This is a genomic window from Frigoribacterium sp. CF331, assembly GCF_057787905.1.
Genome location: NZ_CM173545.1, coordinates 2,680,371 through 2,702,396 on the forward strand (window position 1 = coordinate 2,680,371; position 22,026 = coordinate 2,702,396).

Annotated in this window: 20 protein-coding genes; 10 read left to right on the plus strand and 10 right to left on the minus strand. The window is 73.6% G+C overall.

Annotation, left to right across the window (positions count from 1 at the left end; all coding sequences use genetic code 11):
* Window positions 1-61: 61 nt before the first annotated feature.
* The 3 genes from AC3CCI_RS12460 to AC3CCI_RS12470 form a co-directional block, all read right to left on the minus strand.
* Window positions 62-1,369, minus strand: a complete 1,308-nt coding sequence (locus AC3CCI_RS12460) for an exopolysaccharide production protein (protein WP_354593072.1) — start codon at window positions 1,367-1,369, stop codon at window positions 62-64.
* Window positions 1,366-2,685 (minus strand): O-antigen ligase family protein, encoded by a 1,320-nt coding sequence (locus AC3CCI_RS12465; RefSeq protein ID WP_488627383.1) that lies wholly within the window; start codon window positions 2,683-2,685, stop codon window positions 1,366-1,368. Before AC3CCI_RS12465 ends, AC3CCI_RS12460 begins: the two co-directional genes overlap by 4 nt.
* Window positions 2,686-2,749: 64 nt before the next feature.
* Window positions 2,750-3,946, minus strand: a complete 1,197-nt coding sequence (locus tag AC3CCI_RS12470) for an acyl-CoA dehydrogenase family protein (protein ID WP_488627384.1) — start codon at window positions 3,944-3,946, stop codon at window positions 2,750-2,752.
* A gap of 155 nt (window positions 3,947-4,101) precedes the next feature.
* Here AC3CCI_RS12470 and manA point away from each other — a divergent pair, with 155 nt between their 5' ends.
* The 5 genes from manA to AC3CCI_RS12495 all read left to right on the plus strand — a co-directional run bounded on the left by manA (window position 4,102) and on the right by AC3CCI_RS12495 (window position 11,285).
* Window positions 4,102-5,268 (plus strand): mannose-6-phosphate isomerase, class I, encoded by a 1,167-nt coding sequence (gene manA, locus AC3CCI_RS12475; protein ID WP_354593069.1) that lies wholly within the window; start codon window positions 4,102-4,104, stop codon window positions 5,266-5,268.
* Window positions 5,269-5,373: 105 nt separating this feature from the next.
* Window positions 5,374-6,333, plus strand: a complete 960-nt coding sequence (galE, locus tag AC3CCI_RS12480; protein WP_354593068.1) for a UDP-glucose 4-epimerase GalE — start codon at window positions 5,374-5,376, stop codon at window positions 6,331-6,333.
* Between the two features lie 184 nt (window positions 6,334-6,517).
* Window positions 6,518-6,844 carry a WhiB family transcriptional regulator gene (locus AC3CCI_RS12485; RefSeq protein WP_354593067.1) on the plus strand — a complete coding sequence of 109 codons (327 nt, stop codon included), beginning with the start codon at window positions 6,518-6,520 and terminating at the stop codon, window positions 6,842-6,844.
* Between the two features lie 201 nt (window positions 6,845-7,045).
* Complete coding sequence (locus AC3CCI_RS12490) at window positions 7,046-9,877, plus strand: glycosyltransferase family 2 protein (RefSeq protein ID WP_488627385.1); 2,832 nt, start codon at window positions 7,046-7,048, stop codon at window positions 9,875-9,877.
* Window positions 9,870-11,285, plus strand: a complete 1,416-nt coding sequence (locus AC3CCI_RS12495; protein WP_488627386.1) for a DUF5719 family protein — start codon at window positions 9,870-9,872, stop codon at window positions 11,283-11,285. Before AC3CCI_RS12490 ends, AC3CCI_RS12495 begins: the two co-directional genes overlap by 8 nt.
* A gap of 6 nt (window positions 11,286-11,291) precedes the next feature.
* On the opposite strand, the gene AC3CCI_RS12500 is transcribed toward AC3CCI_RS12495, so the two are convergent.
* Entirely contained in the window at window positions 11,292-11,741 is a 450-nt protein-coding gene (locus AC3CCI_RS12500; protein ID WP_354593064.1) for a metallopeptidase family protein, read from the minus strand.
* A 70-nt stretch (window positions 11,742-11,811) separates the two neighbouring features.
* On the opposite strand from AC3CCI_RS12500, the gene AC3CCI_RS12505 reads away from it, so the two are divergent.
* From AC3CCI_RS12505 to AC3CCI_RS12515, 3 genes are all read left to right on the plus strand, one after another.
* Window positions 11,812-12,024 carry a DUF3499 family protein gene (locus tag AC3CCI_RS12505; RefSeq protein ID WP_354593063.1) on the plus strand — a complete coding sequence of 71 codons (213 nt, stop codon included), beginning with the start codon at window positions 11,812-11,814 and terminating at the stop codon, window positions 12,022-12,024.
* Window positions 12,014-13,435 carry a phosphomannomutase/phosphoglucomutase gene (locus AC3CCI_RS12510; protein ID WP_354593062.1) on the plus strand — a complete coding sequence of 474 codons (1,422 nt, stop codon included), beginning with the start codon at window positions 12,014-12,016 and terminating at the stop codon, window positions 13,433-13,435. Before AC3CCI_RS12505 ends, AC3CCI_RS12510 begins: the two co-directional genes overlap by 11 nt.
* A 159-nt stretch (window positions 13,436-13,594) precedes the next feature.
* Complete coding sequence (locus tag AC3CCI_RS12515; RefSeq protein WP_233568399.1) at window positions 13,595-13,846, plus strand: metal-sensitive transcriptional regulator; 252 nt, start codon at window positions 13,595-13,597, stop codon at window positions 13,844-13,846.
* Window positions 13,847-13,850: 4 nt separating this feature from the next.
* Here the strand turns inward: AC3CCI_RS12515 and AC3CCI_RS12520 are convergent, their stop codons facing one another.
* Window positions 13,851-14,735 (minus strand): RDD family protein, encoded by an 885-nt coding sequence (locus tag AC3CCI_RS12520; protein ID WP_488627387.1) that lies wholly within the window; start codon window positions 14,733-14,735, stop codon window positions 13,851-13,853.
* Between the two features lie 18 nt (window positions 14,736-14,753).
* Between AC3CCI_RS12520 and AC3CCI_RS12525 the strand changes: the two genes are divergently transcribed.
* The gene (locus AC3CCI_RS12525; RefSeq protein WP_488627388.1) at window positions 14,754-15,749 is read left to right on the plus strand and encodes a stage II sporulation protein M; all 996 of its coding nucleotides are present in this window, start codon (window positions 14,754-14,756) and stop codon (window positions 15,747-15,749) included.
* Window positions 15,750-15,822: 73 nt separating this feature from the next.
* Here AC3CCI_RS12525 and AC3CCI_RS12530 read toward each other — a convergent pair whose 3' ends face one another.
* From AC3CCI_RS12530 to AC3CCI_RS12550, 5 genes are all read right to left on the minus strand, one after another.
* Window positions 15,823-17,115 carry a DUF58 domain-containing protein gene (locus tag AC3CCI_RS12530; RefSeq protein ID WP_488627389.1) on the minus strand — a complete coding sequence of 431 codons (1,293 nt, stop codon included), beginning with the start codon at window positions 17,113-17,115 and terminating at the stop codon, window positions 15,823-15,825.
* Between the two features lie 2 nt (window positions 17,116-17,117).
* Window positions 17,118-18,071: an AAA family ATPase gene (locus AC3CCI_RS12535; protein ID WP_354593057.1), complete on the minus strand. Its 954-nt coding sequence runs from the start codon at window positions 18,069-18,071 to the stop codon at window positions 17,118-17,120.
* Window positions 18,072-18,156: 85 nt separating this feature from the next.
* The gene (locus AC3CCI_RS12540) at window positions 18,157-19,362 is read right to left on the minus strand and encodes a DUF4350 domain-containing protein (RefSeq protein WP_488627390.1); all 1,206 of its coding nucleotides are present in this window, start codon (window positions 19,360-19,362) and stop codon (window positions 18,157-18,159) included.
* The gene (locus tag AC3CCI_RS12545) at window positions 19,359-19,997 is read right to left on the minus strand and encodes a DUF4129 domain-containing protein (protein ID WP_488627391.1); all 639 of its coding nucleotides are present in this window, start codon (window positions 19,995-19,997) and stop codon (window positions 19,359-19,361) included. The genes AC3CCI_RS12540 and AC3CCI_RS12545 overlap by 4 nt, the downstream gene beginning before the upstream one ends.
* Window positions 19,994-21,196 (minus strand): DUF7847 domain-containing protein, encoded by a 1,203-nt coding sequence (locus tag AC3CCI_RS12550; protein ID WP_488627392.1) that lies wholly within the window; start codon window positions 21,194-21,196, stop codon window positions 19,994-19,996. Before AC3CCI_RS12550 ends, AC3CCI_RS12545 begins: the two co-directional genes overlap by 4 nt.
* 149 nt (window positions 21,197-21,345) lie before the next feature.
* On the opposite strand from AC3CCI_RS12550, the gene mtrA reads away from it, so the two are divergent.
* Window positions 21,346-22,026 carry an MtrAB system response regulator MtrA gene (gene mtrA / locus AC3CCI_RS12555; RefSeq protein WP_056257433.1) on the plus strand — a complete coding sequence of 227 codons (681 nt, stop codon included), beginning with the start codon at window positions 21,346-21,348 and terminating at the stop codon, window positions 22,024-22,026.

The window sequence follows — 22,026 nt, forward strand, 5'->3', positions numbered from 1 at the left end:
TCGTCGGGCCCGGTCGGCCGGGTCGACGCACCGCGCCGCGCCTCCTGGTGCCCGGCGCTCGTCAGCGGCGGGACGCCTGGGGCAGGCGTGACCGCCACGAGCGTTTGCGGGCGGCGATCGTCGCGATGGCCACGAAGGTCATGAGGGCACCCTCGAACAGCACGAAGCTCTCGGCGACGGCGGTCACGCCGATCAGGACGAGCACGAGGGCGGGCCAGACGTAGGCCACGATGGGGTGGCCCGACGCGGTGATCCAGCTGCGCACGAACGCCAACGTGCCGGCGACGACGAGCAACAGCCCCCCGACGAGCCCGAGCTGCAGCCAGATGTCGAAGAAGGCGTTCAGGCCCGTCTCGTGCGGACGGCCGCTGGGGGCGATGATCGTCGAGTACGGGAAGATGTCGGTCGGCCACTGGCCGACGAAGCCCCAGCCGACGATGTCGTGCACGGCCGCCAGCTCGCGGATGCGTGCCCACAGCAGCGTCCGCACCGAGAGGTCGTCGGTCGCGCCGACCGCGTCGAGGAGGCGCACCCGGCCCGCGTAGGCCAGGGCGCCTCCCAGCACCACGATCACCGCGAAGACCGACTGCATCAGGGGCCGCCGTGATTCGGGGGCCCGCCGCAGGGCGTCGAGCGCCACGCCCGCCACGATGAGGACGATGACGGCGATCGCCGTCGCGGGGGAGCGGGCGAAGACCAACGCCGCGAGGGCCAGCACGCCGGACGCCACGGCCTGCCGTCTCGGCACCGACCGGGTGAGGAACTCGACGGCGAAGGTGATGACGGCGAGCGTGGCCAGGAACCCCAGGTAGTTGCGGGTGCCCGAGATGCCCTGGATCGGTCCGCCCGAGGCCAGGTTGCCCTGGATGCCCAGGAACGCGATCGGTTGGTCGATCAGCAGGCCGCTCAGCACCTCGAGCGACAGCGACGCGACGAGCAGGATGCGCAGGGCGTCGCCGAACGCCCGGACCACCTGCACCAGGTCGCGTCCCAGGGCGAGGTACAGCCCCAGGGCGCCGAACCCGACGGCGTAGGCGACGCCGCCGACCGTGACCCACGTGTACTCGCTCCAGAAGACGCTGAGGCCCATGAAGCCGAACAGGGCGATGAGCGACACGGGCAGGATGCCGTGCCATTCGATGTGGTGCCGGCCGCCGACGAGCGACAGCGCGGCGAGGACGACGAGGGTTCCCAGGACGGCCAACGAGCCGGGCCAGCCCATCAGGGCCCTGACGGACTGCGTCGAGAACGCGTACAGCACGATCGCGACCGACAGCGCCTGCGAGAAGTGCCCACCGGCCGAGAAGCCGATCCAGGCCGACAGGTACCGGCGCAGGGGGTCACGGCTGCGGTCGAAGCCCGAACTCACCGGTCGTGGCCCGTCCAGCCGAAGGGGTCGCGACGGGTCACGAGGACGACCACGACGAAGGTGGCCCAGCCCCATTCGACGATCAGCCTCGACTCGGTCAGCCCGTGGACGAGCAGCGCCGTGACGAGCAGCAGCGGCAGCAGGTCGTGGGCGCTGTACGGGGCGGCCACCTCGCGCGACAGCATGCGGCGGTCGACGGCCCACCACCACGACCGCACGACGACCCCGACGATCGTCAGGCCGAAGAGGACGAGGCCGATCCAGCCCAGTTGGAACCACACGTCGAGGTAGGCGTCGTGGGCCTGCAGGTACACGACGCCGTTGCGCTCGGCCAGGTCGGTGAAGGGCTCGACGAACGGGAACCAGTAGCTGACCCAGCCCCACCCGACGACGGGGTGCTGGACGCCGAGGTCGTGGACCGCCGACCAGATGTCGGTGCGACCCGTCAGGTCGGCGCTCTTGCCGGCCAGCTCGAGCAGTGGACCGCGGGCGACGGTGAGGGTCGCGGCGGCGGCGAGCACGACGAGTGCGGCCACGCCGTAGACGGGTGCGCGGCGGCCGGGACCGCGTCGGCGGGTCGCCACGACGAGCAGCAGCACGAGACCCACGGCGACCGCGACCACGGCGACGGTGGCGGAACGGGTCAGCCCGAGGGCGAGCACGGACGCCGCGACGCCGACGACGGTCGAGCCACGGGTGATCGAGCGGTCCGCCGCCTGGACGGCCGTGACGATCAGGGCGAGCAGGGCGATCACGGCCAGGATGTTGCTGTTGCCCTGCAGCCCCTGGATGCGACCCCCCTCGAACAGGACGTCGCGGGACCAGAGGAAGGCCGGCGGTCGCCCGGTGCAGTCGAGGTAGACCGGGCAGACGGGACGGCGCACCACGAGCCCGACGACGACCTCGAAGAGCAACGAGGCGACCACGTGGATGCGCAGCGCCCGGCCGAGCGCGGTGACGATGGCAGGCCACGGGGCCACGACCGTGATCGCCAGGGCGCCCACGGTGGTCATCAGGGTGGTGACGACGCCGACGGCCGTCCCGACCGGGTACTGCGACCAGGCGAGGGACGCGACGGCGAACGCGAGGTAGAGCACGAGGAGGCGCGGCAGCGTCCGCACCCGGGGCGGCTGCCGCGCGACGAGGACGACCGCCGCGACCACCATCGCCACGCAGGCCGCGCCCCAGCCCCACCACCCCGTGCCGTTGCGCAGGACGTCGCCCCCGAAGAGCACGAGGAACGCGAGCGTCGCGAACGTCGTGGCACCGCGAGTCGGCGCCACTCGGGCGGGCCGCGCGGGCAGCGTCGAGGTCATGGGCACCAGGCTAGACGACGGGGGAGGCGCGGCGGGGCGACCGGGGGCCGCCCCGCCGGACGGCTCAGACGAACGCGGCCTGCCCGGTGATGCTGCGGCCGACGATGAGCGTGTTCATCTCGCGGGTGCCCTCGTAGCTGTAGAGGGCCTCGGCGTCGGCGAAGAAGCGGGCCACGTCGTAGTCGAGCACGATGCCGTTGCCGCCCATGACCTCGCGGGCGTAGCCGACGGTCTCGCGCATGCGGGCCGTCGTGAAGGCCTTAGCGAGGGAGGCGTGCTCGTCGCGCTGGGTGCCCTCGTCGAGCATCTGCGAGCACCGCACCACCATGCCGATGGACGCCGTGATGTTGCCGATGCACTTCACGAGGAGGTCCTGGATCAGCTGGTGCTTCGCGATGGGCTTGCCGAACTGCACGCGCTCGTTCGCGTAGGCCAGGGCGGCCTCGTAGGCCCCGATCGAGTTGCCGACGGCGGCCCAGGCGACCTCGGCACGGGTCAGGCGGAGCACGGCCGCGGTGCTGCGGAACGAGTCGGCCTGCTGCAGGCGGTGGCTCTCGGGCACACGCACGTCCTCGAGGGTGATGTCGGCGTTCTGCACGATGCGCAGGCTCTGCTTGTCCTCGATCTTGGTCGCCGTGTACCCGGCGGTGTCGGTCGGGACGATGAACCCCTTGACCTGGCCGTCCTCGGCGCTCTTCGCCCAGATGATCGTGATGTCGCTGAAGGTCGCGTTGCCGATCCACCGCTTCGAGCCGTTGAGCACCCAGTCGTCGCCGTCACGCGTCGCGATCGTGCGGAGGCCCTGGGCCGAGTCCGAGCCCGAGAGCGGCTCGGTCAGGCCGAACGCCCCGACGAGGTCTCCGCTCGCCATGCGGGGCAGCCACTCGGCGCGCTGCTCGGCCGACCCCCCGACGCCGATCGACCCCATCGCCAGGCCGTTCTGCACGCCGACGAAGGTCGCGACGGACGCGTCGACCCTGGCGAGCTCGAGGGCGACCCAGCCGCGGAAGACCGCGGAGTTCTCGAACGGGCGCGTCTCTTCCCACGGCATGCCGAAGAGCCCGAGCCCGGCGAGGCCCTTGACGATCTCGTGCGGGAAGGTCGCGTCCGCCCAGTGCCGGTTCACACCCGGCTTGACCTCGGTCTCGAGATACCGACGGAGGTCGGCCAGCAGGCCCTTCTCACGGTCGGAGAGCAGGTCTTCGTAACCGTAGAAGTCGCTGACGAGAGAGGTGAACGAGGTGAGGGTCGCTGATGACATCCGTGCTCCATTGCTTCGTGTCGGGACGACAGGAGCCTAGGCAGCCGCCCGCCCGAGACCAAGGGGTTGGTAGCTTTGGTCAACGCCCCCAGGCCGTCGACCGCACGGCTTTGTAGGGGGCGACCAAGCACGAGCTCCGACAAGCAGGTAGAACGATGTTCCTCGCCATCACCAACACGCCCCGCGACTACGCCTGGGGATCGACGACGGCCATCGCCGAACTCCTCGGCCGGCGGCCCAGCGGCCGCCCGGAGGCCGAGCTCTGGCTCGGCGCCCACCCGGGGTCGCCGAGCGTGGTCGTCGCCCCGGCGGTCGTCGGCGGGGCCGACACGCTCGCCGACTGGTTCGCCGCCGAGCCGGCCAGGGCCCTCGGCCGCGACCGCGACGAGCTGCCCTTCCTGCTCAAGCTGCTGGCCGCCGACGGCCCCCTGTCGATCCAGGCGCACCCGACGCCCGAGCAGGCCCGAGAGGGCTTCGAGCGCGAGAACGCCGCCGGCGTCCCGCTCGACGCGCCCGAACGCAACTACAAGGACGCCTCGGCCAAGCCCGAGATCATCGTGGCCCTCAGCGACACCTTCGACGCCCTGTGCGGCTTCCGCGAGCCGTCCGAGACGTTGGTCGACGTCGACCTGCTCGACGGCGGTTCCGGGCGGCTGGACCGACTGCGCGGGCACCTGCGCGACTCCCTCCGGGCGACCCTCGCGTTCTTGTTCGAGGGCACCGACGAGTCGGCGGACACGATCGCGGCGGTCAGCGAGCTGGCCGCCGCCCACCGGTCCGGCAGCCCGGGCATCGCCACGGTCGTCGACCTCGCCGAGCGGTACCCGGGCGACCCGGGCGTCGCGCTGTCGCTGCTGCTCAACCGGGTGACCCTGCGCCGCGGCGAGGCGCTCTTCCTGCCCGCGGGCAACGTGCACGCCTACCTCGGCGGGTTCGGCGTCGAACTCATGTCGCCCTCCGACAACGTCCTGCGCGGCGGTCTCACGCCCAAGCACGTCGACGTGCCAGAGCTCATGGAGGTGCTCGACTTCGACCCCCTCCCCGTGCCCCGCCTCGAGCCCGTCGAGGTGGCCCGTGGCGTCGAACGGTTCGCCCCCGCGGGGACGGGCTTCGCGCTGGTCCGGGTCGACGCGGCGGGCCAGGGGGCGGTCGTCGAGATCGGCGGCCCGAGCATCGTCCTGGTCACCGACGGCGAGGTCCACGTGAAGGGCCAGGACGGTACCATCCGCCTCGGCCGGGGCGAGTCCGCCTTCGTCACCCCCGACGAGGTCCGGCTCGCGATGACCGGTGGCGGGACCGCCTACGTGGCCACGCCCGCCTGAGGCCGGCCCCGGCCCCTGGCCGTCGCCGGCGGCCCTCCGTCGGCGGCCCCCGGCCGCCGTCCACCGACGGCGGGGCGGTCGGACGCGACCCGATAGGTTGGCCCCATGTCTTGGTTGGTCACCGGCGGTGCCGGGTACATCGGTTCGCACGTCGTCCGCGAGTTCACGGGGTCGGGCATGGACGCGGTCGTCCTCGACGACCTCTCGTCGGGCCTCGAGGGCTTCGTGCCCGACGGGGTGCCGTTCGTCCGGGGGTCGATCCTCGACCGCGAACTCGTCGAGCGGACGATCGACGCCCACGGCGTGACCGGCGTCGTCCACGTCGCGGGCTACAAGTACGCGGGGGTGTCGGTCCAGCGACCGCTCCACACCTACGAACAGAACGTCACCGGCACCGCCCGCCTGCTCGAGGCGATGTCGAGCCGGGGCGTCGACCGCATCGTCTTCTCGTCGAGCGCGGCCGTCTACGGCACCCCGCCGACCGAGCTCGTCACCGAGGACACCCCGAAGGCCCCCGCGTCGCCCTACGGCGAGAGCAAGCTGATCGGCGAGTGGCTGCTGCGTGACCAGGCCGTCGCCGAGGGCCTGCGCCACACGAGCCTGCGCTACTTCAACGTCGTCGGCTCGGGTCGCCCCGACCTCTGGGACGCCAGCCCGCACAACCTCTTCCCGCTCGTGTTCGCGGCGCTCGCCGAGGGCCGCGCCCCCCGGATCAACGGCGCCGACTACGACACCCCCGACGGCACCTGCGTCCGGGACTACGTCCACGTGGCCGACCTGGCGGTCTCCCACGTGGCGGCGGCCCGACGACTGGACGCGGGCGAAGCCGTCGAGCCCGCCTACAACCTCGGCTCGGGTGGCGGCGTCTCGGTCGCCGAGATCATGACCGCCATGCGCGAGGGCACCGGCGTCGACTTCACGCCCGAGATCGGCCCGCGTCGCCCGGGTGACCCGGACCGCATCGTCGCCGACGGCGGCCTGGCGGCCCGCGACCTCGACTGGCGGATGCGCCACACCTTGCTCGAGATGGTGACCAGCGCCTGGCAGGCCGCACCGCGCGCCTGAGGGCGGGCGCGAGGTCGAAGTCACCCGTTCCGCCCGAAACGTCCCCCGACACGCCGAGGCTCCCTTGCCCCTGATCGGGGGGTGCAGGGTTTATTGGCCCTCGACTTGACGGATGGGTAATGACACCGGTGTAATTACCTTGTCGCGTACATTCACGGGCGATCGACACGAGGGGAGATGCGCTGTGGGCATCCACGAGAACCGCGCCGGCGTCCCGGACGACTGGCACGTCGACCCGATCCAGCTGGGCGTCCCCGGCTCGCCGGCGTCGCGCACCACGGTCGACGACGAGAACCAGCTGGCCTGGCAGGCGGACTCGCTCTGCGCCCAGACCGACCCCGAGGCGTTCTTCCCCGAGAAGGGCGGCTCCACCCGCGACGCGAAGAAGATCTGCGCCTCGTGCGACGTACGGGCCCAGTGCCTCGAGTACGCCCTCCAGAACGACGAGCGCTTCGGCATCTGGGGCGGGCTGTCCGAGCGCGAACGTCGCAAGCTGCGCAAGCGGGCCTGACCCGCGCCTCCTCGGTCCTCGACCGCATCGGCCACGACGGCACCGACCCTCCGGGGCCGGTGCCGTCGCCACGTGGCGGGCGGGTGGCGACGCTCGCCGCGGGGCGCGGAGGGACGAGGAGGCGCGGGTCGCCACGACTCGCCCGTCGCGTCGGCGCGCCGACCAGGTGCCCGCGTCGGTGCGACCTAGGCTGCTCAGGTCATGCAGCCGAGAGTCACAGCGATCCTCGTCGCCCCTGGTGGAGCGACCTACCTCGACCGAACCCTCGACGGGCTGTCGCGTCAGACGCGTCCCCCCGAGGCGCTGGTGGTGGTCGACACCGGCGGCAAGGACTCGGCCGCCGGTCGGCTCTCGCTGAGCGGCGCCGCGCAGCTGGCCTCGCTTCCGGACGTCGGGACCTTCGGCGCGGCCGCGGCCCACGGCGTCCGGCTCTCGGACCCGGGCGACGCGTCTCCGGACGACTGGGTGTGGCTGCTCGGCCACGACAACGCCCCCGCACCCGAGGCGCTCGAGCACCTCATGTCCACGGTCGAGGTCTCACCGTCGGTCGCCGTCGCGGGCCCGAAGCTGATGCGCTGGGGACGACCCGGCGTCATCGCCGAGTTCGGCGAGACGGTGACCCGGTACGGGGCCTCGCTCGCCCGGGTCGAGAACGAACTCGACCAGGGGCAGCACGACGTGATCGACGACGTGCTCGGCGTCGCGGCCGGCGGCATGCTCGTCCGCCGCACCGTCTGGAACGCCCTGGGGGGATTCGACCCCGCCCTGCCGCACGTCGACGCCGCCCTCGACTTCTCGATCAGGGCCCGGCTCGCGGGACACCGCGTGGTGCTCGTGCCCGACGCCAAGGTCGACAGCGCGGGCCCGCCGGAAGAGTTCGGGCACGGTCCGGTCGGGCACGCCCGTCGGGCCCGCCTGCACCGGGCCGCCCAGCTGCACCGGCGCCTGGTCTACTCGTCGGCCGTCCTGCTGCCGCTGCACTGGCTGAGCCTCGTGCCCCTCGCGGTCGTCCGCAGCGTCTGGCACCTGCTGACCAAGAACCCCGGAGCCGTCGTCGGCGAGTTCGCCACCGCGTTCCGGGCCGCGTTCGGGGGCTCGCACGTCGGAACGGCGCGTCGCTCGCTCGCCCGCACGAGGACCGTCGGCTGGGCGTCGGTCGAACCGCTCCGGGCGTCACGGTCGCTGCTGCGCGAACGTCGCGTGACCGACCGCGACGCCCAGGTCGCGTCCGTCGAGGACGCACCCGACCCCCGCGCCAGCTTCGTCCACTCCGGTGGGCTGTGGGTCGTGCTGGTCGCGGCCGTCGTCGGGGTCGTCGCGTTCCTGCCGTTGCTCGGCAACCCCGCGGTGACCGGCGGGGGACTGCTGCCGCTCAGCACCTCGGTGGGGCAGTTGTGGTCGTCGGTCGGCTACGGCTGGCGCGAGATCGGCACGGGGTTCGTCGGCCCGTCCGACCCCTTCACGGCGCTCGTCGCCGTCCTGGGCACGATCACGTTCTGGTCGCCCTCGACGGCGATCGTCGGCGTCTACGTCGTCGCCCTGCCCCTCACCGCCCTCGGCGCGTGGTTCGCCACGCGTCGCGTCACCCGCCGCGCGTGGGTGCCGGCCGTCGCCGCCGCCCTCTACGCCCTGTCGTCCCCCCTGCTCTCGGGTCTGCAGTCCGGTCACCTGGGCGCGGTCATCGCGCACGTGACGCTGCCGTTCCTCGTCTGGGCCATGGTCGGGGCCGCGAGGTCGTGGACCGCCGGGGCCACCGCCTCCCTGCTGTTCGCGGTCGCCGCGGCCGCCGCCCCCTCGCTGATCCCCGCCCTGCTCGTCGGCTGGCTCGGCTCGATCGTCAGCAGGCCCCGGGGCACCCACCGGCTCGTCGCGGTGCCGCTGCCCGCCCTGGCGCTCTTCGCCCCCCTCGTGATCGCCCAGCTGCAGCGGGGCACCTGGTGGGCCGTGTTCGCCGATCCGGGGGTGCCCACCCGCTCCGACCCCGCCTCGCCCCTGCAGCTGCTGCTGACCTCGCCCGAGACGGGCCTGAACGGCTGGACGGCCGTCATCATCGGCACGGGCTTCTCGGCGGCCACCCTCGCCGTCCTGGTCGCCGTGGCGATCGCCCCCCTCGCCCTGCTCGCGGTGGCCTCGCCGTTCGTCGGCTCGCAGCGCCGGGCCGTGCCCGCGCTGGCCCTCGCCCTGTTGGGCTACCTCACCGCCGTCGCCGCGACCCACGTGTCGGTCACGGGCGTGGGCAGCGACACGACGACCATCTGGGCGGGCAGCGGCCTGAGCCTCTACCTGCTCGGACTCGTCGGCGCCGCCGCCGTCACCCTCGACCGGCTGCCGAGGGCCGCGCCTCCCGCGGGGGCCCTCGTCGCCGTGCTCGCCGTCGCGGCCGCGGCGCCCACCGTCGTGGCCTCGTTCGGTCCCGTCGCCGACGTCCGCCCGAGTTCGGGTCGCATCCTGTCGGCGTACGTCACGGCCGAGGCCGAGGCGACCCCCGACGTCGGGACCCTCGTGCTGACGCCCCAGCCCGACGGCTCGCTCGCCGTCTCGCTCGAGCACGGTCAGGGGGCGACGCTCGACGACCAGTCGACGCTCGACTCGACCGCGCAGCGCCTCACCTCGGTCAACGAGGACCTCACCGTCCTGGCGGGCAACCTCGTCAGCCGCAGCGGCTTCGACCCCACCGACGACCTCCGCCGGCTCGGCGTGGGCTTCGTGCTGCTCTCGGCGACGGACGACGACGGCGACGCCGACCGCCTCGGTCAGCGAGCCGGCGAGGCACTGGACGCCGACGCGCTCTTCCTGCCGGTCGGCGACACCTCGAACGGCCTGCTCTGGCGGTACGTCGAGGCGGCCGACGAGCGAGAGGGGCACCCCGGCGCCGGGCCGCTGCGCCCGATCGTCCTGATCAGCTGGGGCCTGGTCTTCGGCTCGGCCCTGCTGCTCGCGATCCCGACGTCGCCCCGCCGACGCCGTTCGCGGGCGGGGACCCCCGAGGCCGAGCAGCCCGCCACGACCTTCGACGAGGAGCGAGATGAATAAGCGATCGGTCTTCTCGACCACGGGACGCGTCGCGGTCGGCGTCGTCGGCCTCGCCGTCGCCGCGGCGGTCGTCGGCGGTGCGGCCGTGCTGCCCCTGCCGCGCTTCGAGACCGTGCCGGCCGGTCAGCTCGTGACACCGGTGCCCGTCGACCAGCAGCGCGTCTGCACGGGGTCGCTCCTGCAGCTCTCCGACGCCGAGGGGCAGCAGGCGACGACCGCCAGCTCGGTCGGCCGGGCCGACGTCGTCCGTCGATCGAGCGGGGGAGACGTCGACGTCGACGTCCTCACCGGCGCGGACGGCAGCGACTCGCGCCCGTCCGTGGTGACGGCCCCCGTCGAGGGCGACGACGTCCCCCTCGTCGCGGCAGCACAGAGCCAGTCGGTCGACGACGGCGACCTGCGGGGCTTCGCCTCGGCGCCGTGCACCGAACCCACCAGCTCGACCTGGCTGATCGGCGGTTCGACCGAGACCGGGCGCGTCTCGCTCATCAGTCTCGTGAACCCCAGCGACGTGAACGCCACCGTCGACCTCGACATCCGGTCCGAGACCGGTGACGTGCAGGGCCCGGGCATCGACGGCATAGTCGTCGCCCCCCGCAGCCAGAAGGTGGTGCCCCTCTCGGGCTTCGCGACGGGACTCGTGTCGCCGGCGGTGCACGTGTCGAGCCGGGGTGGCCAGATCGTCGCGAGCCTGCAGCAGAGCGTCGTCCGGACCCTCGAGCCCGGCGGGGTCGACATCGTGACCGGCTCGGCCGCGCCCGCGCGCGAGTCGGTCGTCCCGGGGATCGTCGTGCGCGACTCCGCCAACCTCGAGGGCGCACTGGCCGACCCGTCGTCGTCCGACCTGCAGTCGGTCCTGCGCGTCCTCGTGCCGGGCCGGGACGCCGCCAGCCTGACGGTCTCGCTGGCCACCGACGACGGCACCGGGACCACCTTCGAGACCCGGGTCGAGGGCGGCCGCGTCACCGACGTGCCGATCGACGGCCTCGAGGACGGCGTCTACACCGCCACCGTGCGGTCCTCCACCGCCGTCGCCGTGGCCGCGAGGACCTCGACCGTCGGCTCGGACGGCGCCGGCGTCGACCTCAGCTGGGCCGCGTCGTCGCCGCGTCTGTCGGGTGACACCCAGACCGTCGTGCCCGAGGGGGACGGGGGCCGGTTCTGGCTCGTCAACCCCGGGCAGGAGGCCGTCACGGCGCGCGTCACGATCGGTGACGCCGACGAGCAGGACGTCGAGGTGGCCGGGGGGTCGACGGTCGGCCTCGACGTGGCCTCCGGCGACGCCGTCCTGGTCGAGGACGCCGACGGACTGCGGGCCGGCGTCAGCTTCTCGGCCACCGCGGCGATCGCGGCCTGGCCCGTGACCTCGCCGTTCGCGGCGTCGACCCCGGTGACCGTCTACCCCTGACCCCGGTCAGCCGTCGCGCCAGCGGTCGGGTGCGAGCTCCCACGGGTCCTTGCCGAGGAGGTCCGCGACGGCCCGGAACACGTAGCCCTCGACGAGCACGCGGTGGTTCCACTCGTCCTCGGCCGAGCCGCGACGGTCGTGCGAGGGCGCCAGCCGTTCGATCGGCAGGCGGTAGAGGACGACCCGACCCGCGGCCCGGTCGACCGACCACCGTTCGACCCTCGTGCGATCGGGTTCGGCGGGCAGGCCGGCGACCTCGAACGACGTGTCGGCCAGCTCGTCGGGCCACGCCTCGCGCAGGTAGTCGGCGGTCGCCGCGACGATGTCGTCGAAGAGGTCGACCCGCGTGCGGAGGAACGGCAGGTGGGGCCCTGCGGCCGACGACCGGAGGCCTCGTCCGTGGCGGTCCCGCCGACGGGACCGGTCGGTGACGCGTGCGCGGCGGGCCTTGCTCATCCGCCCATCGTAGGCCCGTCGAGGAGGCGCGGGTCGGCCCCCGGGGACGTCGCGGTAGTCTGGCGGGCAGATGAACGGACGACCCTGCAGCAAGGTGACGTGCCACGACGAGGCCGTCGCGACGCTGACCTACGTGTACGCCGACTCGATGGTCGTCGTGGGTCCGCTCAGCGGCCGGGTGGAGCCCCACGGGTACGACCTCTGCGCCCGACACGCGGCCTCGCTCTCGGTGCCTCAGGGATGGCAGGTGCTGCGCCAGGTAGTTTTGGGCCATGACCACTGAGAACGACCCCGTCGACCTGACCGCCTTCGTCAAGACCTACGACGTCCGCGGGCTCGTCGGCAGCCAGTTGACCGAGACCGTGATCGAGGCCTTCGGTGCGGCCTTCGCCGACGAGATCGACGCCGCCGGCCGCGACCTCGTCGTCGGCCACGACATGCGCGACTCGTCGCCGGGCTTCGCCGCCGCCTTCGCGCGCGGCGCCCGCGCCCGCGGCGCGAACGTCGTCGCCCTCGGCCTGTGCTCGACCGACGAGTCGTACTTCGCCTCCGGCTCGCTCGACGCTCCCGCCGCCATGTTCACCGCCAGCCACAACCCGGCCACCTACAACGGCATCAAGATGAGCCGAGCCGGTGCCCAGGGCATCAGCCTCGACACGGGGCTGTCCTCGATCCGTGACCGCGCCTCCTCGTTCCTGGCCGACGGCATCGAGGCCGTCGACGAGCCCGGCGCCGTGCGCGAGCACGACGCCCTGCCCGACTACGCGGCGTACCTGCGCGGCCTCGTCGACCTGTCGGGCATCCGACCGATCAAGATCGTCGTCGACGCGGGCAACGGCATGGGCGGCCTGACCGTCCCCGCCGTGCTCGGCGAGGCCGCGGGCCTGCCGAAGCTGCCGATCGAGATCGTCCCGCTCTACTTCGAGCTCGACGGCACGTTCCCGAACCACGAGGCCAACCCGCTCGACCCGGCGAACCTCGTCGACCTGCAGAAGGCCGTCCTCGAGCACGGCGCCGACCTCGGGCTCGCCTTCGACGGCGACGCCGACCGGTGCTTCGTCGTCGACGAGAAGGGCGACGCCGTCACGCCGTCGGCCGTGGCCGCCATCGTCGCGGTGCGCGAGATCGCCCGCGTCCGGGCGGCCGAACCCGACGCCGAGATCGCGGTGATCCACAACCTCATCACCTCGCGTGCCGTGCCCGAGGCCATCCAGGCCGCGGGGGCCACGCCGGTGCGCACGCGCGTCGGCCACTCGCTCATCAAGGACGAGATGCGCGCGACCGGGGCGATCTTCGGCGGCGAGCACTCGGCCCACTACTACTTCCGCGACTTCTGGAGCGCCGACAACGGCATGCTGGCCGCGATGCACGTCCTGGCCGAGTTCGGCTCGCAGTCCGAGCCGCTGTCGACCCTGACCGACCGGTACACGCCCTACGCCGCCAGCGGTGAGATCAACTCGACGGTCACCGACGTCCCGGCGGCCTACGCCCGCATCGTCGAGGCCTACACGGGCGTCGGCGAGTTCGACGAGCTCGACGGCCTGACGGTGAGCGGCTCGTCCGACGACGGGTTCTGGTGGTTCAACGTGCGCCCCTCGAACACCGAGCCGTTGCTGCGCCTCAACGCCGAGGCGGCGACGCCCGCCGGCATGGAGCGCGTCCGCGACCACGTGCTGGGCCTGATCCGGGGTTGACCCGGGACGCTCCTCGTCGCGGCCCGTGGCCGCGTCGGGGAGCGTACCCCCACGGGGTATCCTGGCCCGAGGTCACGACACGGTCAGGAGGCGCGGGTGGCGCAGCACGGTGAGCGGACGTCGGCGGCGCACGTCGGCTACAGCGGCGACAAGGAACAGATCGTCAAGCGGCTGCGCCGGGCCGAGGGCCAGGTGCGGGGCATCCAACGCATGGTCGAGGACGACACCTACTGCATCGACGTGCTGACCCAGGTCAGCGCCGCGACCCGCGCCCTCGAGACCGTGGCCCTGCAGCTGCTCGAGGACCACCTCGCCCACTGCGTCGCCCAGGCCGCCCGAGAGGGCGGCGACGTCGCGGACGCCAAGGTGCGCGAGGCGTCGGCGGCCATCGCCCGGCTCGTCCGGTCGTGACGCACTAGCGGCGGGGGAACCCCGGCACGGTCTCGGTGAGGGCCGGCGTGAGACGCTCGAGCAGCGCCGCCTCGCGGGCCAGCGCCGCGGCCTCGCGCTGCCGACGCAGCGCCGAGACGCCCGCGAGCAGGAACTCCGCGTCGCCGGGCGGCACGGGCGAGACGTAGGGGACCGCCTCGGCCGCCAGCTCGTCGGCGACGCGACGACGGCTGGCCGGCGAGAGCTGGGGGGCCTGCTGCAGGAACGACGCGATGCGGCGGGCGAGCCCGTCGGGGAGGCGCGCGACGTCGGCGACCAGGGCCCACCCCTGCAGGTGTGCGGGGACCCCGTAGACCACGTGCGTCGCCCTCGGCACGCGCTCGTTGCGGCTGTACGTGCCGGCCATGAGGTCGCCGAGGCGCCGGGACGAGCCGTTCAGCAGCGCGACCACGACGGCCAGGCCGCCGCTCGTGAAGACGATCTCGAGCAACCCCACCAGCGCGCGGGTCAGGGCGTGACGCAGGCCGATCGCGCCGCCGTCGGTGCGGACGATGCGGGCACCCACGGCGAGCTTGCCGAGGGACCGCCCGTGGCTCGCGGTCTCGACGACCGTCGGCACCACGATGAAGCAGACGGCGATCGACGCCACCAGGAACGCCTGGGAGATCGCGTCGTCGAGCACCCCGGCCTCGTTGAGCAGGGAGACGAGCACCAGCGCGCCCACCAGCAGCAGGGCGTAGGCGAGGTAGTCGATCAGCACGCCCGCGGCCCGCAGCACGAAGCTCGTCGGGCGGAGGTCGAGGGCGACCGCCTCGCCCGTGACGAGTTCGTCGCCGCCCGCCGTGAACGCCTCGACCTGGTCGGGGCGCAACGCCACCGGGGAGGCGCCTCGTGCCTTCGTGCGCGACATGCCTATCATCTAAGCAGAATGGACATCGACGCCTACGCCGCCGCCCACGGTCACGACTGGGCCGAGCTCGACCGTCTGGCCCGACGGCGTCGCCTGAGCGGACCCGAGGCCGACGAACTCGTGCGCCTCTACCAGTCGGGGGCGGGGCAGCTGTCCGCGCTCAAGACCGCCACCGGCGACTCGGTGCCCGCCGACCGCCTGTCGATGTCGCTGTCGAGGGCCAGGCTGAGGTTCACGGGCGCCGGTCGCGACCTGTTCGCCCAACTGCCCGCGTTCTTCGTCGCGCAACTGCCCGCCGCGCTCTACCGGGTGCGCTGGTTGTCGCTCGTCCTGACGATCGTGACGGTCGTCGTCGCCGCGGTGTTCGCCGTCTGGGCGGCGAACACGCCGGCCCTGCTCGCGTCGTTCGGCAGCGAGGAGTTCCGTCGTCAGTTCGCCGAGCAGGACTTCGTGCAGTACTACTCCGAGAGCGCGTCCACCTCGTTCACGGGCCAGGTGTGGACCAACAACGCCTACATCGCGGCCCAGTGCGTGGCGTTCGGCATCACGGGGGTGTGGGTGCCGTACGCGATCCTCAGCAACGCGATGAACGTCGGCATCTCGGCCGGGCTGATGGCCGACCAGGGGCGACTCGACCAGTTCTTCCTCTACATCGCGCCCCACGGCCAGCTCGAGCTGTACAGCATCTTCGTCGCCGGGGCCGCCGGCCTGATGATCTTCTGGTCGTGGGTGGCACCCGGTGCCCGCACCCGCGGCCAGGCGCTCGCGCAGGACGGCCGGGCGCTCGTGACCATCGCCGTCGGCCTCGTGCTCTCGTTGCTGGTCTCGGGGGTCATCGAGGGGTTCGTGACCCGTCAGGCCTGGCCCTGGCCGGTCAAGATCGGCATCGGCACGGTGGCCCTGCTCGGCTTCCTGGCCTACCAGTGGGTGCTCGGCGGCCGGGCGCACCGGGCCGGTCAGACCGGCGACCTCGACGAGTTCGAAGCCGGGGCGACCCAGCTCGTCGCCGACTGACCCGGTCGTCCGCACCGCCGGGCGGGGTCGGAGCCGGTCGGCCGCCCCCCGTCGCCCCACCGTCGGGGCGAGGTCAGAGCCGGCCGGCCGCCTTCAGCGCCAGGTACCGGTCGGCGAGGGCCGGCGGGAGGTCGGCCGGTGCCCCGGTGACGACGTCGGCACCGACCTGGCGGAGGGCCGCCGCGACGCGAGCCTGGTCGAGGCGTGCCCTCTCGGCTGCCGCGGCCCGGTAGACCTCGGCGCGGTCGCCCCGGCGCAGCACCGTCTCGTCGAGGGCGGGGTCGGTCACCGACGCGACGACCACGAGGTGCTGGCGCGTCAGCTGGGGGACGGCCGCGAGCAGTGAGCGCGAGGCGCCCGGACTGTCGACCGTCGTGGCGAGGACGACCAACGCCCGTCGCGAGGTCACCGAGCGGACCAGGGCGGGCACCGCGGCCCAGTCGGTCTCGACGAGCTCGGGCTCGACGGGGGCCATGGTCTCGACCATCGACGACAGCAGGGCCGGCCCGGTCGTGCCCTGCACCCGACCCCGGACGCGCCGGTCGAAGAGGACCACGTCGACCCGGTCGCCGGCCCGTGACGCGAGGGCCCCGAGCAGCAGGGCGGACTCGAACGCCGTGTCGAGCCGGGGCTCGTCGTCGATGCGGGCCGCCGAGGTGCGCCCGGTGTCGACGACGACGACGACGCGGCGGTCGCGCTCGGGTCGCCAGGTGCGGACGACGAGGCCGTCGCGGCGGGCGGTCGCCCGCCAGTCGATGGAGCGGACGTCGTCGCCACGCACGTACTCGCGCAGGCTGTCGAACTCGGTGCCCTGGCCCCGGATCATGACGCTCGTGCGCCCGTCGAGCTCACGGAGGCGCGCCAGCCGCGACGGCAGGTGCTTCCGTGACGAGAAGCGGGGCAGGACGCGCACCGCTCCCGGCACGTCGTGCGTCGCCTGGCGCCCGGCGAGCCGGAGCGGCCCGATCGTCCGGACGGTCACCCCGCCGGCCCGGCGCTCGCCCCGACGGAACGGGGTCAGCGAGACCGTGACGGTCGTCGCCCTGCCCGGTCGAAGCGTCACCCGGTGACGGGTCGGCGTGGCTCCGGCCGAGGGTTGCCACGCGTCACGCAGCAGGCCGCGGAGGGTCCGTCGGCCCTCGTTCACGACGACCAGCCGGGCCGGCGCGCTCTCGCCCAGGCGGATGGCGCCGGGCAGGTCACGGCGCAGCGAGAGCGATCGCGGGGACGCCGCGAGGGCCACGTCGACCACCGTCAGGGCGACGACGACCCCCAGCCACCCGACGATCGCCCAGCCGCTGCCCGTCGCGACGACGGGCACGACCCCCAACGCGACGAGCGCGACGAACCACCCGGTGATCGCCATGGCTAGAGCGGCACCCGGACCTGCTGCAGCACCGAGCGGACGATGCCGTCGGCGTCGACGCCCTCGAGTTCGGCCTCGGGACGCAGCTGGAGGCGGTGTCGGAGGACGGGCAGCGCCATGGCCTGCACGTGGTCGGGGGTGACGTGGTCGAAGCCGGTCAGCCAGGCCCACGCCTTCGAGGCCGCGAGCAGGGCCGTCGACCCGCGGGGGCTGACGCCGATCTTGACCGACGGGCTCTCCCGCGTGGCGCGAGCCAGGTCGACCATGTAGGCCAGCACGTCAGGGGAGGCGCCGACCCGGGCCACCTCGGCCTGGGCGCGGGCCAGGTCGTCGGGGCCGAGCACGGCGGTGACCCCCGCGGCCCGCAGGTCGCGGGGCGAGAATCCCGCGGCGTGCCGCCCGAGCACCTCGACCTCGGCGTCCCGCGGCGGCAGGTCGAGCGTGAGCTTCATCAGGAAGCGGTCGAGCTGGGCCTCGGGCAGCGTGTAGGTGCCCTCGTACTCGACGGGGTTCATGGTCGCGGCGACGAGGAACGGCGTCGGCAGGGGGCGGCTGACGCCGTCGACCGAGACCTGGCGCTCCTCCATCGCCTCGAGCAGGGCGGACTGGGTCTTGGGGGGCGTGCGGTTGATCTCGTCGGCGAGCAGGACGTTCGTGAAGACCGGGCCCGCCCGGAACTCGAACTCACCCGACTTCGCGTCGTACACGAGCGACCCGGTGATGTCGCCGGGCATCAGGTCGGGGGTGAACTGGACCCGGGCCGTCTCGAGCGACAACGAGTGGCTGAGCGCACGGACGAGCAGGGTCTTGGCGACCCCGGGGACACCTTCGAGCAGGGCGTGCCCCTGTGCCAGCAGGGTCACGATCAGGCCCGTGACGGCACCGTCCTGGGCGACGACCGCCTTGCCCACCTCGGTGCGCACGCGGGCGAAGGTCTGCTGAAGTTCTGAACTCATCTGGTGGTCTTCTCCGTGAGGGGGATCGGTGCGGGATCGAGGGAGGCGGGGACGCCCGAGGCAGGAACGGGAGGCGCGGGGCGGGTCACGACGGAGCCACCGCCCGGTGCACCGCGCGCTCGAGGTCGAGCAGGCTGTCGCTGAGCGCCACCAGCTCTCGGTCGTCGACCGGATCGGCGTCGACGAGGACGTGGCGGAGGCCCCGTGGGTCGGCAGCCGTCAGCACGGCCACGCGCGCGACCACCTCGTCGACCGAGGCGGTCGTCGACAGGCCGGTCACCCGGGCGAGACGACCCAGCGTCCCGATGCGCAGCTGGTCGAGGGCGTGACCGCGGTGCCCCGACCGCTCGTACAGCCGGGCCCGGCCCTCGGTGGTCTCGGACGCCCTCACGGTCACCGGCAGCCGTTCGACGACGAGGGCGCCGAGTCGTCGACCCCGCCACACCATGGCCGCGACGCCGGCGAGCAGCAGCACGACCAGGGACGGGGTGACCCACGAGGGGGTGAGCGTGGCCAGCGTCCCGGAGCCCTCGGGCAGGTCGTCGGCCGAGGGCAGGTACCAGGTCAGCTCGGAGGACTCGCCCAGCAGGGCGAGGGCGAAGGCCGCGTCGTCGTCCGACGAGATCGAGCCGTTGCTCAGGGCGCCGGTCGCCCCCACGACCGTCACCCGGGTGCCGCCGTCCTCGACCTCGACGAGGCCGTGGCCGTCGTCGCTCGGCAGGCAGCGGACCGCGCCGGGGAGGTCGGAGTCGTACGCCACGCCCGTGACGTCGACGCGGGACGCCTGGCGCAACGCGGGCAGCGCGCACGAGGGGGACGCCACGGCGTCGGTCACCTCGGCGGTGGCTCGGACGTCGACCCCGAGGCTCTCGAGCGCCGCGGGCCCGGGCGCGAGCAGGACGAGGTGGGAGGCCTCGGAGGCGAGTCGTCGCCACTGCTCGGCCACGAGGAACCCGTCGGCGTCGTCCACGACCACCGTGCCGCCGCCGGAACCGTCCGTGCCGTCCCCGCCGGCGAGCCGGTCCGTCGTCGCGTCGAAGCGCGTCGTCACGGTCACGTCGACGCCCTGGGCGCCCAGCACCTCGACGAGCGCCTTCGCCCCGCCGGGGGCGGCGTTCGCGGGCCCGAGGGGGCGTCCCTCGCCCGAACCCGAGCCGACGACGAGGGCGGCCGCCACCCCGAGCGCCAGCACGAGGGCGAGCGCGAGCCAGAACCGGGCGCGGCGCAGCGTGGCCCCGAGGGTCGGCGTCGTGACCGTGCCGGTCGCACCGTCGCGTGCCGTGGTGGTCACGCGTCGACCCGCCGAGAGGCCGTGACGCGGCGGTCGAGGTCGGCGACGGCCCGGTAGGCGTCGTCGGTGCCCGGCCGGTCGAGGTAGCGGACGCCGTCGAAGGCCGCCGCGGCCTCGGCGAACCCGCCCCGCAGGTCGGGGAACACGTCACCGGCCCGTCGCGCCACGTCGTTCGCCGTCGTGCCGGGCGAGACCGCGACGTCGCCGCGTTCGTCGAGCCCGCGGGCGATGGCCCGGAACGCCTCGGCCACGGCCAGCGTCAGGTCGCCCCGGGCGGCCGCGGCGCGGGCGGCCGTGCGCATCGCCTCGCTGTCGCGGGCGTCGTCGTCGCCGAAGAGGACCGGGGCGCGGGTCGACCGGCGGTTCAGCCGGGGCACCCCGTAGACGAGCAGCACGACGACGACGACCACCACGACGACCGCGAGCAGGACGATCAGGGCGACGGCCGGGGCCCCCTCGGTGCCGCCGAACCGGATCGAGCCGAGCCAGTCCCAGAACGCCTGCGCGGCCCGGTCCAGCCACGACGGCTGCGCGGCCACGTACTCGGGCTTCGTGAGCTCACGGAGGACGTCGCGTCGCGCGTCGTCGGCGTCGGGTGTCAGCGGCGGCCCGGCGGCGAAGGGCAGCCCGGTCACCAGCGCGGTGCTCCCGGCGGTGTCGTCGGGACGATCGGGGCGTCGGGGGTGCGGAAGGGGTCCGGCTGCCCGTCGACGGCCCGTCCGCCCCGTTCGACGTACCGCACCAGCTCGAGGTCGAGCCCCTCGGTCCGGATGCGGCGGTCGACGTAGACGAGCCCGGCCGACGCCGCCTGCAGCACCGAGCCGATGGCACCGATGACCGCCGTGATGCCGAGGGTCACCGCGTAGGTGCCCGCCGTCAACGCGACGAAGGTCGGGTCGGTCACGTCGCCGGTGGGGGCGAGGGTGCCGGTCAGGACGCTGAAGAGCACCGAGAACGGCGTCGCGACGACCTGGGAGGCGATCTGCACCATCAGGAACACGAGGGCGATCACGCCGAAGGTCCGCCAGAAGGAGGTGCGGGTCAGCGACCACGAGCGCCTCACCGCCGCACCCAGCCCCATCCGCTCGAGGACGATGGCGCTCGGCACCAGGCTGGTCTTCACGGTCACCCACACCCCGAGGACGAGGAGGCCGAGGCCCAGCAGGACCCCGATGCCGATGCCGATGCCGATGCTCGGCCCCGTGCCGACGGCGACGCCGACCACGACGACCCCGGCGACGAGAGCCAGCGCCACGACGTAGGCGGCGGTCAGCAGGGCGGACCAGCCGACGAGGGTGCCGAGGCGGCCCTTCGCCAGGGCCCAGAGCCCCCCGAGCCGCAGCTTCTCGCCGAGCGTCTGACGCGCCGTCTCGAGCACGAAGAGGCCCTGCAACAGCGCCGTGACGATCACCTGGAGGGCGATCGGCACGAGGGCCGAGGCGGCCACGATCGCGACGGCGCCGGCGAGGACCGCGTCGCGGTCGCGGGGCAGGGCCTGCTCGACCCGGCCGAAGGCGAGGAAGGCGCTGCCACCGGTGACGAGCAGGGTCACCACCAGCAGGACGACCTGCGACAGCAGGGCCGTCCCGAAGGTCGTCCGGGGGTTGCGGCGGAAGACCTGGAACGAGGCACCGAGGATCTCGCCGAACGTCAGGGGACGCAACGGCACGAGCCCCGGCTTCGGCGGGGGAGTCCAGCCGGGAGCCGGCAGGTGGCCCCCGACGGGCGGCATGGGCGTGGGCACCGGACCGGCGGTCGACGGGTCGACCCGCTCGCCCCAGCGCGGCGGCGACGCGTCGCCTCCCGGCGTGCTCCAGGCGTTCGGATCGCTCATGGTCCCCCTGGTCGTCCTGCCCGTGGGGTCGTCCTCACGAGTGTGTTCATGTTTCCACACCGGACGCAGCGCTGCCAGCCGATGCGCGCCTCCTGCACTAATCTGTCCTGACGTGCCGCCTCCCGAGCGGCCCAGCCCCGACGGAGAACATGAACCCGCGCATCCTCGTGGTCGACGACGACCCGGCGCTCGCCGAGATGATCGGCATCGTCCTTCGCGCCGACGAGTTCGACCCCCACTTCTGCGGCGACGGCAGCGGCGCCCTCGAGGCGTTCCACGAGGCCACGCCCGACCTGGTGCTGCTCGACCTCATGCTGCCGGGCCTCGACGGCATCGAGGTGTGCCGGCTCATCCGTGCCGAGAGCGGGGTGCCGATCATCATGCTGACGGCCAAGGGCGACACGGCCGACGTCGTCCGCGGGCTCGAGAGCGGCGCGGACGACTACGTGGTCAAGCCCTTCAACCCGAAAGAGCTGGTCGCCCGCATCCGCACCCGGTTGCGCCCCGCCACCGAGCCCACGAACGACGTGCTCACCGTCGGCGACCTGCGTCTCGACGTCGCCGCCCACGAGGTGCGCCGGGGCGACACGCCGATCGCCCTCACCCCGCTCGAGTTCGAGCTGCTGCTCGCGCTCGCGTCGAAGCCGCAGCAGGTCTTCACGCGCGAGATGCTGCTCGAGCAGGTCTGGGGCTACCACTACAAGGCCGACACGCGTCTCGTGAACGTCCACGTCCAGCGGCTGCGGGCCAAGGTCGAGCACGATCCCGACGCTCCGCGCATCGTCACCACCGTGCGCGGCGTGGGCTACCGCGCCGGCGCGGGTTCGTAG